This window comes from Pseudoalteromonas rubra (assembly GCF_000238295.3).
Taxonomy (GTDB): domain Bacteria; phylum Pseudomonadota; class Gammaproteobacteria; order Enterobacterales; family Alteromonadaceae; genus Pseudoalteromonas; species Pseudoalteromonas rubra.
Genome location: NZ_AHCD03000040.1, coordinates 51836 through 66652 on the forward strand (window position 1 = coordinate 51836; position 14817 = coordinate 66652).

Annotated in this window: 4 protein-coding genes and 1 pseudogene; all 5 read left to right on the forward strand. The window is 55.1% G+C overall.

The annotated features are described in order from the left end of the window. Positions 1-1734, forward strand: coding sequence for a cyclic peptide export ABC transporter (locus PRUB_RS19565; protein WP_010387375.1), 1734 nt, complete (start codon positions 1-3; stop codon positions 1732-1734). Between the two features lies 1 nt (position 1735). Further along, complete coding sequence (locus tag PRUB_RS19570) at positions 1736-4750, forward strand: non-ribosomal peptide synthetase (RefSeq protein ID WP_198452383.1); 3015 nt, start codon at positions 1736-1738, stop codon at positions 4748-4750. Then, positions 4668-10409: a non-ribosomal peptide synthetase gene (locus tag PRUB_RS19575; RefSeq protein ID WP_198452384.1), complete on the forward strand. Its 5742-nt coding sequence runs from the start codon at positions 4668-4670 to the stop codon at positions 10407-10409. Before PRUB_RS19570 ends, PRUB_RS19575 begins: the two co-directional genes overlap by 83 nt. Then, a complete protein-coding gene (locus tag PRUB_RS19580) occupies positions 10406-14425 on the forward strand; it encodes a non-ribosomal peptide synthetase (protein WP_198452385.1) in 4020 nt (1339 codons plus the stop codon). Before PRUB_RS19575 ends, PRUB_RS19580 begins: the two co-directional genes overlap by 4 nt. Then, a pseudogene (locus PRUB_RS19585) lies at positions 14367-14817 on the forward strand (non-ribosomal peptide synthetase); the annotation flags it as partial. The gene PRUB_RS19580 and the pseudogene PRUB_RS19585, both read left to right, overlap by 59 nt.

Sequence of the window (14817 nt, forward strand, 5' to 3'; positions counted from 1 at the left end):
GTGAATTTATTAAAACTATTTAGTGAGAGCTACCCTAACCGTGTGTTTATCTCGGTATTGCTGGGGGCCATTTCAGGGATTTTATATTCGGGGCTCATTCCCTTTGTACTGATGAGTATTGAGAGCCCGACACCCGGATTGCAGTTGGCTGAAGTACCCCATGCACGATATGGGTTGCTGGAAGTGGCAAACTATAAACTGGCGGCGTTGTTTTTCCTGGCCTGTACATTCATTCTGATCATGAGAAGCCTGTCAGAGATATTACTACAGCGGGTTGCAACGGATGTTGCCAGAAAACTCAGAGTAAGTTTTTACGATAAAATTTCCAGAACGCCTTTGTATGCCATTGAGAAAATGGGTTCGTCTAAACTGGTTGCTTCAGTGAACCTGGATGTACCAAGGATCGTTAATGGCGCACGCGCATTACCCTTATTGCTGATTAATCTGGTGACGCTGGTTGGTATGCTGGGCTTTCTGGTTTATCTCAATGATGAAGTATTTAAAATGGTGATGATCGCCATTGCGTTTGGCATCCTGGCGTATCAAGTCCCCATGTATTTTGGCAATAAGCTGCTGACGCGTTCACGAGAATACCGGGATGCAATTCAGGAGGGGGTGAATGGTTTGCTCTCTGGTGCAAAGGAGCTCAAGCTCGATGCGCAAAAGCGGGCTTATTTTCATCAGGACGCTTTGCTGAGCAACGAAAAGAACATCCTTAAAAATGAGAAAGCCGCGCAATCTGTGCTGATATCAACCATCAACTTTGGTGATTTAATTTGTTTCTTTGTTATCGGCGCGCTGTGTTTTATTTTCGTGAATTACCACTCCATCAGCAATAGTGAACTGGTCGCGGTGATCATGGCTCTATTGTACGTGACTGGCCCTATCGCAGTCTTGCTGAACGCTTTGCCTCAGATGATGATGGCGACGATTTCATATAAGAAGTTCAATACGCTGCTCAATGAACTACCAGAAGAGCAAATTGACTATCAGATTTCAGACGTACCCAGCTGGCAGACGTTGCGCTTCGATAATGTCGAATTTGCTTATCCCAGTGATCAGGATGAGGCAGGCTTCGCTGTTGGCCCAATCGACCTGACACTGAAGCGTGGCGAAATCGTCTTTATTGTTGGCTCGAATGGCTCCGGGAAATCAACCCTCAGCAAGCTGTTGACGCTGCACTATCAGGCGGTTGAAGGACACATTTATTTCGATGATACGGCACTAAACAATGCCAACATCGAAAGCTACAGACAAGGGATTAGTGCCATCTACTCCAACTACTACCTATTCGCAAAAATCCTTAAAGATCTGGATGACGCGACGATGGAGCTGATCCAGCATTATCTGAAGCTGTTGCATCTGGACCACAAGGTCACGATAGAAGACGGTTATTTTTCTACCGTGTCGTTATCCGATGGTCAGCGTAAACGTCTCGCTTTGCTGGTGGCTTTTTTAGAAGACAAACAGGTGTATTTGTTCGATGAATGGGCCGCCGATCAGGACCCAATTTTCAAAGAAGTCTTTTATAAACGTATCTTACCCAGTCTCAAAGCAAAGCAGAAATTGGTCATCGCCATTACGCACGATGATAAGTATTTCGACCTGGCTGACAGGGTCATTGTGATGGAAGGCGGCAAGGTCGTAGAGCAGACCTCATACACACAATACTTCGACAAATTACAGTTAAACCAGTCCGCCAAAAACGATTTTCTGGCAGAGGTAGGAGCTTAAGATGAAACATTCTCAATGGCAATTAACCGCTTCGCAGCGCGATATACTATTAGATCAGCTCTATTTCCCGGATAGTCCTATATACAACATTGGCGGCTATATCGTGTGCGACAACATTGATAGCACCCAACTGGCACAGGCACATCAAGCACTGATCCACAGTCATGAAGCATTTCAGATGCGTATTAGTCAGCAAGGAGAGGAATTCACTGCTTACCTGAGCCAGGACCTGGATGATAGCCTGCCAGTGATCGACTTTAGTGCCGAAGCAGACGCCGAGCGCAGTGCTAAGGCTTGGCTCGACACGCAGTTTGCTCGCACTCAGGCGGTGTTTGATACGCAACTGGCCAGAGGCTTCCTGCTTAAAATATCTCAGCAACAGCACTGGTATGTTGGCTTAAGTCATCATCTTGCAATGGATGGTTTCGGATTTGCGATCTGGGTTCAGCAGCTGGCTGATTTGTATAACGGTGAACAGACACAGGACGATGCCCGGTTATCGCTCGATGAGATAGCACAGTTGGATAATACTTATCGTGAGAGTGCTAAATATCAAAAAGACGCGGCATTTTGGCAAGCGTATCTCGACGATTATCAGGGCGAACGCCTGCCTGAACGCTACTTTAGTGATACGGAACAGCAACACAGTACCCGGGCCATTTATCCGCTCTCCAGAACGGTTTTTGATAGTTTGCATGCGCATGCAGGTTGTCATAAGTTAGGGGCCGCTCAGGTGTTGCTGGCAACACTGGCTTACTACTTTTCTTTGCATACCAATCAGGCAACCCTGTTGTTTGGTAATCCGAGCCACAACCGTAAAACGGCGCTGCAAAAACAAAAGCTGTCGGTCTTTACCAGCATTAGTCCATTGCTGATTTCAACGCAAGGGGTAGATGTTATGAGTGAGCTGGTAAAACAGGTGGCGCAGACGCAAAAAGCAACCTACAGACACCAGAAGTACCCACTGGGCCAGCTCCTCAAAGACCAGCAACACAGTGGTGAGCAGGGCAGCTTCTTTGATTTTAGTTTTAACTATCTGACGTTGAATTTTGCCGATATTCACTTTTCAAATAAGGCTGCACGTTTTCATTACCTCAATGCCAATGCCGAAAAAATCCCATTCACTCTGACGGTATGGGATAACAATGACACGGACCTGGAACTGCAAATTGATTTTAACCATCGTTACTTTGCTCAGGCTGATATTGATGCCATTGAGCAAAGATATCAGCGAGCATTGGCCTATCTGGGGGAACATGGTCTAGATTGTGCACTAACAGACTTGCCATTTTCGAGCCCGGCGGAGCAGCAATGGTTGCTGGGGCGTTCGGCCAGCCCACTTAGTTACGACACAGAACTCAGCCTACACGAACAAATCAGCCGTCAGGCCCAGCTAACACCGGATGCCATCGCCATTGATATGCCCGGCGGTCGCACGCTGAGCTATGCCCAGCTGGACGCCGGTGCCAATCGCATCGCCGCATACTTGCAGCAACACTATTCACTCAGCGCCGATAGCATGGTGGGCGTCAGTACTGAGCGACATGCCGAGATGGTGATGGCCATACTGGCCATCCTGAAAACCGGTGCCGCCTATTTGCCGCTTGACCCGGGCTATCCCAGTGCCCGACTGGCACAGATCATTGACGATGCAAAGCCGGTCGTGACCCTCACCGATAACCCGGCCATCCTGCAAGGCCTGGCCACCGACACGCTGAGTCTGGCTGCGCTGAATGATGCCGCTGTCTCCGTGGCATACCAACCGGTGGCACATCAGGGCGATAATCTGGCCTACGCCATTTATACCTCGGGGTCGACCGGTAAACCTAAGGGTGTGGCGATCAGCCACCGTAACATCAATGCATTACTGAGCTGGGCTGATACGGTCTACAGCCGCGAGGACTATGCCCGGGTGCTGTTCAGCACCTCCATCAACTTTGACCTGTCAGCGTTTGAATTGTTTTTCACCCTCACTCGCGGCGGCACCTGTGTACTGGTCGACAATGCCCTGAGCCTGCTGACGCAGCCGGTTGAGGTTTCCCTGATTAATACGGTGCCGTCGGCCATTAAAGCCCTGTTGGAGCAGGCGGGCATTCCGGCTGGCGTGCGGGTCGTGAACCTGGCCGGTGAGCCGCTGGGTCGCGACGTGGTGAATCAGTTACTGCGCGACGGGCATTGCGAGCGGGTCTATAACCTTTATGGCCCGTCGGAAGACACCACTTATTCAACCTGTGCCTGTTTTACTCAGGAAATCGATCATGCGCCGGGGATCGGCCAGGTGATCAGCAACACCCAGGCGTTTATTCTGAATGACCAGCTGGCGCTGCTGCCGTATGGCGCAACCGGTGAGTTGTACCTGGGCGGTGACGGGCTGGCACGAGGTTACCTGAACCAGCCTGAGCTGAGTGCCGAGCGCTTTATTGATAACCCCTTTTATGACCCTGAGGTGGCGGGCAGTTCAACACGCTTGTACCGCACCGGCGACTTAGTGCGCTATCAGAGCGATGGCACGCTGGCGTTTGTGGGCCGGGCAGACGACCAGGTTAAAATTCGCGGCTTCCGGGTAGAGCTGGGTGAGATAAGCGAGCAGCTGAGCTGTCAGGCGGCCATCGACAGTGCCGTAGTACTGGCGAAAAGCGGGGCCAATGGCACCTATCTGGTGGCCTATGTTCAGCCTGCAGAGGCGCTGGACGAGGCAGCTCATTCTGACTTTATCAGTGCGGCACTGAGCGAGCTGGCAGGGTGTTTACCCGACTACATGGTGCCGAAACTGGGCCGGGTGATCCCACACTGGCCACTGACCGCCAACGGTAAAATTAATAAAAAGGCGCTGCCAGAGGTGGACCCGGGGGCGCAGCAGGACCACTACGTTGCCCCGCAAACCGACCTCGAGCAGGCGGTGTGTGAGATTTGGGCTGAATTACTGCACCTTGATGCGGCGCAGATCAGCACCACAGCGAGCTTCTTCGCACTGGGCGGACATTCCCTGTTATCGGTTAAGCTGGCCGCGTCATAGCCAGGATATCGTCATCGGCACCCCGGTTGAGAACCGGCTGCAAAGCGGACTGCAATCGTTGCAGGGCTTTTTTGTCAATACCGTGCCACTGCGAGTGTCGACGGAATTTGACACTCTGACGGAGTATTTTGAGCACGTTAAAAGTATCAATCAGCAAGCGCTGGCGAATCAGGAATTACCGCTGGATCAGCTGATTGAAGGACTTCAGCTCTCACGCAGTCAGGCTCATGCGCCATTATTTCAGATCCTGCTGACGGTAGAGGGTACGCCCGCTCAGCCAGTGAGTACGCAGTTTAATGTTGCTGATGTGCAGTTAACGCAGCAAGCCTTACCTGTGACCAGCAGCAAATTCGACCTCGACATCAACCTGGTTTTTAACGAGCAGGGACTGGCGCTCAACTGGGTGTATGACAGTCACCTGTTTACCGCCGACTATATTACCAAGCTCAGTACGCATCTGAGTCAGCTTATTGCCGCTTTGGTGCCACAAAACCTGGCTTCGCTCAGTCAACAGTCGCCGCAGCAGATCGATATGTTGAGTGAGCAGGAGCGCCAACACCTGGTGTATGATGTGCAAAGCGAAACACTGGCTTATAACGCTGAGCTCAGCCTACACGAACAGATCAGCCGTCAGGCCCAGCTAACGCCGGATGCCATTGCCATTGATATGCCCGACGGTCGCACGCTGAGCTACGCCCAGCTGGATGCTGGCGCCAATCGCATCGCTGCGTACTTGCAGCAACACTATTCACTCAGCGCCGATAGTATGGTGGGCGTCAGTACTGAGCGACATGCCGAGATGGTGATGGCCATACTGGCCATCCTGAAAACCGGTGCCGCCTATTTGCCGCTCGACCCGGGCTATCCCAGTGCCCGACTGGCACAGATCATTGACGATGCAAAGCCGGTCGTGACCGTCACCGATAACCCGGCCATCCTACAAGGCCTGGCCACCGACACGCTGAGTCTGGCGACGCTGAACGATGCCGCTGTCTCCACTCCTTATCAACCGGTGGCACATCAGGGCGATAATCTGGCCTACGCCATTTATACCTCAGGGTCGACCGGTAAACCTAAGGGCGTGGCGATCAGCCACCGTAACATCAATGCGCTGCTGAGCTGGGCTGACACGGTCTACAGCCGCGAGGATTATGTCCGGGTGCTGTGCAGCACCTCCATCAACTTTGACCTGTCAGCGTTTGAATTGTTTTTCACCCTCACTCGCGGCGGCACCTGTGTACTGGTCGACAATGCCCTGAGCCTGCTGACGCAGCCGGTTGAGGTTTCCCTGATTAATACGGTGCCGTCGGCCATTAAAGCCCTGCTGGAGCAGGCGGGCATTCCGGCTGGCGTGCGGGTCGTGAACCTGGCCGGTGAGCCGCTGGGTCGCGACGTGGTGAATCAGTTACTGCGCGACGGGCATTGCGAGCGGGTCTATAACCTTTATGGCCCGTCGGAAGACACCACTTATTCAACCTGTGCCTGTTTTACTCAGGAAATCGATCATGCGCCGGGGATCGGCCAGGTGATCAGCAACACCCAGGCGTTTATTCTGAATGACCAGCTGGCGCTGCTGCCGTATGGCGCAACCGGTGAGTTGTACCTGGGCGGTGACGGGCTGGCACGAGGTTACCTGAACCAGCCTGAGCTGAGTGCCGAGCGCTTTATTGATAACCCCTTTTATGACCCTGAGGTGGCAGGCAGTTCAACACGCTTGTACCGCACCGGCGACTTAGTGCGCTATCAGAGCGATGGCACGCTGGCGTTTGTGGGCCGGGCGGACGACCAGGTTAAAATTCGCGGCTTCCGGGTAGAGCTGGGTGAGATAAGCGAGCAGCTGAGCTGTCAGGCGGCCATCGACAGTGCCGTAGTACTGGCGAAAAGCGGGGCCAATGGCACCTATCTGGTGGCCTATGTTCAGCCTGCAGAGGCGCTGGACGAGGCAGCTCATTCTGACTTTATCAGTGCGGCACTGAGCGAGCTGGCAGGGTGTTTACCCGACTACATGGTGCCGAAACTGGGCCGGGTGATCCCACACTGGCCACTGACCGCCAACGGTAAAATTAATAAAAAGGCGCTGCCAGAGGTGGACCTGGGGGCGCAGCAGGACCACTACGTTGCCCCGCAAACCGACCTCGAGCAGGCGGTGTGTGAGATTTGGGCTGAATTACTGCACCTTGATGCGGCGCAGATCAGCACCACAGCGAGCTTCTTCGCACTGGGCGGACATTCCCTGTTATCGGTTAAGCTGGCCGCTGCACTGCGTACACAGCTGGCCGTGGAGCTGCCACTGAGCACGTTATTCAATGCCACCACTGTGGCTGAGCAGGCCAAAGCGGTTGCCGCGGCCGAGGGACAGGCATTGCGCGAGGACATTAAAGCCCTGCCCAGAGTGATGCAGGATGACCCTCAGCTGGGTCAGCATCGTGTTGCCCCATTATCTTATGCTCAGCAGCGGTTATGGTTTATCGACCAGCTGGAGCAGGGCACACCACAATACAATATGCCGGCGGCCTTTGCGGTTGACGGCGAGCTGGACCTGACGGTGGTTGAGGCCGTATTGCAAACCATCATTGCCCGTCATGAGGTGCTCAGAACTGTGTATCGCGATGATGTGCAGGTGATCCGCCAGGACGCCGGCTTCACCCTGAGCTATGAGGATGTGCGGACTCTGAGCGAGACGGCGCAGCAACAGGCGATTGCCGGGGCAATGGCGCAACAGCTGAGCCAGCCGTTTGACCTGACCCGCGAGGTGATGGTGCGTGCAGGCTATATTCAGACCACTGAGCGCAGCGGTGTGCTGCTGTTCAATATGCACCACATTGCCTCCGACGGCTGGTCAATGCAGGTGCTGATCAACGAATTTACGACACTGTATCAGGCATACAGCCAGGGCGAGGACAACCCGCTGGCCCCGCTGAGCATTCAGTATGCAGACTACGCACAGTGGCAGCGCAGCCATTTAAATCACGAGGTGCTGGATACGCAGCTGAGCTACTGGCAGCAGCAACTGGCTGACCTGCCTTCGGTGCACAGTCTGCCGTTAGACTACCCGCGTCCGGCACTTAAGCAGCATCAGGGTGGTCAGGTGAAAAGCACCCTCAGTGCACAAGTGGCGCAGGGGCTGAGTAAACTTGCCAGTGCGCAGGGGCTGACGCCTTTCATGTTACTGCACGGGGCCTTGTCGCTGTTGTTGTCCAGACACAGTAATGCCCGGGACATCGTTATCGGGACACCGGTGGCCAACCGCATGCAGGCCGAGCTGGCACCGCTGATTGGTTTTTTTGTTAACCCCCTGGTGCTGAACGTCAATACTGCCCAGCCGAGCCTGGCAGACTACCTGGCCCATGTAAAAGCCGTCCATTTAGGTGCTCAGTCACATCAGGATGTGCCGTTCGAGCAGCTGGTTGAGCAGCTGAATGTGCCCCGTAGCAGTGCGTATACGCCGCTGTTCCAGGTGATGCTGACAACCCGCACCGATTATGCAGTGACGGAGCAGGTCAGTAATCAGGGCTGGTCTTTAGGGGAGGCGCAGCTGAGCCCGCTGGCAGAGGATGCGGTGATTGCCAAGTTTGACCTGGACATCGACCTGACACTGAGCGACGCCGGGGTAGAGATGTGCTGGACCTACGACAAGGCTTTGTTCAGCGCAGCTCGGATTGAGACGCTGAGCCGTCATCTGAGTACCTTACTGACAACTCTGGCACAGCAGGCTCCGGCCACTTTGCTGGCGCATGCTCCGGATACCCTTGCGATGTTGTCGGCAGCCGAGCAACACACGCTGCTGTTAACACTGAACGACAACGCACTCAGTTATGACACCACGCAGAGCATTCATGGTTTATTTGAACAACAGGTGCAGCGTACGCCACAGGCAACGGCACTGATTTTTAACGGGCAGCACATCAGCTATGAGGTGCTGAACCAGCGTGCCAATCAGCTGGCGCATTATCTGCTGAGCGAACATCAGGTGACCCCGGAAACGCCGCTGGGCGTGTGCAGCAGCCGCTCGGTTGAAATGGTGGTGAGTATCCTGGCGATATTAAAAGCCGGTGGCGCGTATGTGCCGCTGGACCCGAGCTATCCGGCCAGCCGGTTAGGCTATATCGCCAAAGATGCGGGACTGACACACATTCTGGCGTATGACGCAGGTCTGCCGGTTGCACAGGCGCTGATGGCAGAGCAGGGCGGCAGTGCCGTGGATATTGCGACGCTGACACTGAGCGCTTATGCGCAGCACAACCCGGCGCTGACGGCCCTTGGCGGGGATAAGCTGGCCTATGCCATCTACACCTCAGGGTCGACTGGTCAGCCTAAGGGCGTGGCCATCAGTCACCGCAATGTCAATGCACTGCTGAGCTGGGCCGACACCGAATACAGCGGTGAAGATTATGCGCGGATGTTATGCAGCACCTCAATCAACTTTGACCTGTCGGCCTTTGAACTGTTTTTACCTCTGACCCGTGGTGGCAGCTGTGTGCTGGTCGACAGTGCCCTGAGTCTGCTGACGACGCCGGTGGAGGTCACATTAATTAATACGGTGCCCTCGGCGATTAAAGCGCTGCTGGAGCAGGGAGGCATTCCGGGCGGTGTACGGGTGGTGAACCTGGCAGGCGAGCCGCTGGGTCGCGACGTGGTGAATCAGTTACTCGCCGGTGAGCACTGTGAGCGAGTGTATAACCTCTACGGTCCATCAGAAGACACCACTTATTCAACCTGTGCGCGCTTTACTCAGCCTCTGGACGAAGCGCCGAGTATCGGGCGGGTGATTAACAACAGTCAGGCGTTCATCCTTAATGACAAGCTGGCGCTGCTGCCCTATGGCACTACCGGGGAGCTATACCTGGGTGGTGACGGGCTGGCGCGGGGTTATCTGAATCAGCCACAGCTGAGTGCCGAGCGTTTCATCGATAATCCATTTTATGATGCCAAGGTGGCAGGCAGCTCAAAGCGCCTGTACCGCACCGGCGACTTAGTGCGCTATCAGGCGGACGGCAACTTAGCCTTCGTGGGACGCGCAGACGATCAGGTGAAGATCCGGGGCTTCCGGGTGGAGCTGGGCGAGATAAGCGAACAGCTGAGTCGTCAGGCGGCCATCGACAGCGCAGTGGTGCTGGCGAAAAGTGGAGCCAACGGCCTGTATCTGGTGGCCTATATTCATCCGACTCAGACACTGGGCGAGGCTGATCACACCGACTTCATCACAGCGGCACTGACGAGCCTGGCAGAGAGTTTACCGGAATACATGGTGCCGAGGCTGGGTCAGGTGGTCCCTGAGTGGCCGCTGACAGCCAGTGGCAAGATCAACAAAAAGGCGCTGCCGGAGGTGGATGCCACCGCACTGCAGGGCCGTTACGTAGCGCCGCAAACAGACACAGAGCAGGCGGTATGTGAGATTTGGGCGCAGCTACTCAATGTAGAAGCTGGCCAGATAAGCACACAGACAGACTTTTTCGAGCTGGGCGGACATTCACTGCTAGTGATGCGCCTGGCAACCCGACTTAACGACACTTTTGCGATCAACCTGGCTATTCAGGATTTATATCAGCAAATGACCGTCGCCAACATCAGTCGCCATATCGACGACATCTTCACTTTGCATGCCAGTGACACGACGCACAGTCCCGCTGCATCCGACTTCGAGGAATTTACCCTATGATGATCCAAGAATTATACCGCGCTTTGCTGGAGCAAGGCGCCAGTGCACAGCACCACCAAGGCGAAGTGAAGCTACACCTTCCAAAAGCCCTGGATGCAGCGCTGAAACAACAGCTAATAGCAAGAAAAGACGAACTAAAACAGTATCTGTTGGGGTTATATGCCAGCGCTTCTCAGGCCCCTGTGATCACGCCAGTTGAGCGGACGCAGGCACACTTTCCATTGTCATCAGCGCAGCAACGCTTGTGGTTTCTTGACCAGCTTCAGGGCAATACCATTGAATATAATATGTCAGCGGCATTCACTGTATCGGGTGAGTTTGACCTGGCGGTACTAGAGCAAACCATGCAGTCCATAGTGGCGCGTCATGAAGTACTGCGCACCCGGTTTATTGAAGTGGAAGGGGAAGGCAAACAGCAGCTGGTGAGCGCACCGGCACAGCTTGTGTCCTCGCACGACCTGAGTGACCTGACAGCGTCGGCGCAGCAAACACAGCTGGACGCTTTGCTGGCACAAGAGGCCGCTTACGCTTTTGATTTAAGTTCAGACAGCTTGATCCGGGTTCATTACGTCACCCTTTCCCCGCAGCAGGGCGTGTTGATGTTCAATCTGCATCATATTGTGTCGGATGGTTATTCTGTGGCACTGCTGGTGAAGGAGTTTTCTCACACCTACGGCGCACTGGTTGCAGGCCAGGAGCCTGAACTGGCGCCACTGCCATTACATTACATCGATTATGCGCATTGGCAACAAAATGAAGCCCGGACACATTATCAAGCTCAGCTGGACTATTGGGTGAAGCAGCTTGCCGATGCGCCAGAAGTACACACTTTGCCTGTGACGGGACAGCGAGACACTCTTCAGCATCCTGCGCAAAAATTCACGCAGCAATTACCTGAACATCAGGCCAAAGCCATTGCTGACAGTGCTGAAGCATTGCAGTTAAGTCCATTTGCATTTTTACATGCTTTATTGTCCCTGGTAGTCGCCAGACACAGTCATAGCCAGGATATCGTCATCGGCACCCCGGTTGAGAACCGGCTGCAAAGCGGACTGCAATCGTTGCAGGGCTTTTTTGTCAATACCGTGCCACTGCGAGTGTCGACGGAATTTGACACTCTGACGGAGTATTTTGAGCACGTTAAAAGTATCAATCAGCAAGCGCTGGCGAATCAGGAATTACCGCTGGATCAGCTGATTGAAGGACTTCAGCTCTCACGCAGTCAGGCTCATGCGCCATTATTTCAGATCCTGCTGACGGTAGAGGGTACGCCCGCTCAGCCAGTGAGTACGCAGTTTAATGTTGCTGATGTGCAGTTAACGCAGCAAGCCTTACCTGTGACCAGCAGCAAATTCGACCTCGACATCAACCTGGTTTTTAACGAGCAGGGACTGGCGCTCAACTGGGTGTATGACAGTCACCTGTTTACCGCCGACTATATTACCAAGCTCAGTACGCATCTGAGTCAGCTTATTGCCGCTTTGGTGCCACAAAACCTGGCTTCGCTCAGTCAACAGTCGCCGCAGCAGATCGATATGTTGAGTGAGCAGGAGCGCCAACACCTGGTGTATGATGTGCAAAGCGAAACACTGGCTTATAACGCTGAGCTCAGCCTACACGAACAGATCAGCCGTCAGGCCCAGCTAACGCCGGATGCCATTGCCATTGATATGCCCGACGGTCGCACGCTGAGCTACGCCCAGCTGGATGCTGGCGCCAATCGCATCGCTGCGTACTTGCAGCAACACTATTCACTCAGCGCCGATAGTATGGTGGGCGTCAGTACTGAGCGACATGCCGAGATGGTGATGGCCATACTGGCCATCCTGAAAACCGGTGCCGCCTATTTGCCGCTCGACCCGGGCTATCCCAGTGCCCGACTGGCACAGATCATTGACGATGCAAAGCCGGTCGTGACCGTCACCGATAACCCGGCCATCCTACAAGGCCTGGCCACCGACACGCTGAGTCTGGCGACGCTGAACGATGCCGCTGTCTCCACTCCTTATCAACCGGTGGCACATCAGGGCGATAATCTGGCCTACGCCATTTATACCTCAGGGTCGACCGGTAAACCTAAGGGCGTGGCGATCAGCCACCGTAACATCAATGCGCTGCTGAGCTGGGCTGACACGGTCTACAGCCGCGAGGATTATGTCCGGGTGCTGTGCAGCACCTCCATCAACTTTGACCTGTCAGCGTTTGAATTGTTTTTCACCCTCACTCGCGGCGGCACCTGTGTACTGGTCGACAATGCCCTGAGCCTGCTGACGCAGCCGGTTGAGGTTTCCCTGATTAATACGGTGCCGTCGGCCATTAAAGCCCTGCTGGAGCAGGCGGGCATTCCGGCTGGCGTGCGGGTCGTGAACCTGGCCGGTGAGCCGCTGGGTCGCGACGTGGTGAATCAGTTACTGCGCGACGGGCATTGCGAGCGGGTCTATAACCTTTATGGCCCGTCGGAAGACACCACTTATTCAACCTGTGCCTGTTTTACTCAGGAAATCGATCATGCGCCGGGGATCGGCCAGGTGATCAGCAACACCCAGGCGTTTATTCTGAATGACCAGCTGGCGCTGCTGCCGTATGGCGCAACCGGTGAGTTGTACCTGGGCGGTGACGGGCTGGCACGAGGTTACCTGAACCAGCCTGAGCTGAGTGCCGAGCGCTTTATTGATAACCCCTTTTATGACCCTGAGGTGGCGGGCAGTTCAACACGCTTGTACCGCACCGGCGACTTAGTGCGCTATCAGAGCGATGGCACGCTGGCGTTTGTGGGCCGGGCAGACGACCAGGTTAAAATTCGCGGCTTCCGGGTAGAGCTGGGTGAGATAAGCGAGCAGCTGAGCTGTCAGGCGGCCATCGACAGTGCCGTAGTACTGGCGAAAAGCGGGGCCAATGGCACCTATCTGGTGGCCTATGTTCAGCCTGCAGAGGCGCTGGACGAGGCAGCTCATTCTGACTTTATCAGTGCGGCACTGAGCGAGCTGGCAGGGTGTTTACCCGACTACATGGTGCCGAAACTGGGCCGGGTGATCCCACACTGGCCACTGACCGCCAACGGTAAAATTAATAAAAAGGCGCTGCCAGAGGTGGACCCGGGGGCGCAGCAGGACCACTACGTTGCCCCGCAAACCGACCTCGAGCAGGCGGTGTGTGAGATTTGGGCTGAATTACTGCACCTTGATGCGGAGCAGATCAGCACCACAGCGAGTTTCTTTGCTCTGGGCGGACATTCCCTGTTATCGGTTAAGCTGGCCGCCGCACTGCGCACCCAACTGGCAGTGGAGCTGCCACTGAGCACGTTATTCAATGCCACCACCGTGGCTGAGCAGGCCAAAGCGATTGCTGCGGCCGAGGGACAGACACTGCCCGAGGACATTAAAGCCCTGCCCAGAGTGATGCAGGATGACCCTCAGCTGGGTCAGCATCGTGTTGCCCCGTTGTCTTATGCTCAGCAGCGGTTATGGTTTATCGACCAGCTGGAGCAGGGCACACCACAATACAATATGCCGGCGGCCTTTGCGGTTGACGGCGAGCTGGACCTGACGGTGGTTGAGGCCGTATTGCAAACCATCATTGCCCGTCATGAGGTGCTCAGAACTGTGTATCGCGATGATGTGCAGGTGATCCGCCAGGACGCCGGCTTCACCCTGAGCTATGAGGATGTGCGGACTCTGAGCGAGACGGCGCAGCAACAGGCGATTGCCGGGGCGATGGCGCAACAGCTGAGCCTGCCGTTTGACCTGACCTGCGAGGTGATGGTGCGTGCAGGCTATATTCAGACTACCGGGCGCAGCGGTGTGCTGCTGTTCAATATGCACCACATTGCCTCCGACGGCTGGTCGATGCAGGTACTGATCAACGAATTTACGACACTGTATCAGGCATACAGCCAGGGCGAGGACAACCCGCTGGCCCCGGGGCAGTTCAACACGCTTGTACCGCACCGGCGACTTAGTGCGCTATCAGAGCGATGGCACGCTGGCGTTTGTGGGCCGGGCAGACGACCAGGTTAAAATTCGCGGCTTCCGGGTAGAGCTGGGTGAGATAAGCGAGCAGCTGAGCTGTCAGGCGGCCATCGACAGTGCCGTAGTACTGGCGAAAAGCGGGGCCAATGGCACCTATCTGGTGGCCTATGTTCAGCCTGCAGAGGCGCTGGACGAGGCAGCTCATTCTGACTTTATCAGTGCGGCACTGAGCGAGCTGGCAGGGTGTTTACCCGACTACATGGTGCCGAAACTGGGCCGGGTGATCCCACACTGGCCACTGACCGCCAACGGTAAAATTAATAAAAAGGCGCTGCCAGAGGTGGACCCGGGGGCGCAGCAGGACCACTACGTTGCCCCGCAAACCGACCTCGAGCAGGCGGTGTGTGAGATTTGGGCTGAATTACTGCACCTTGATGCGG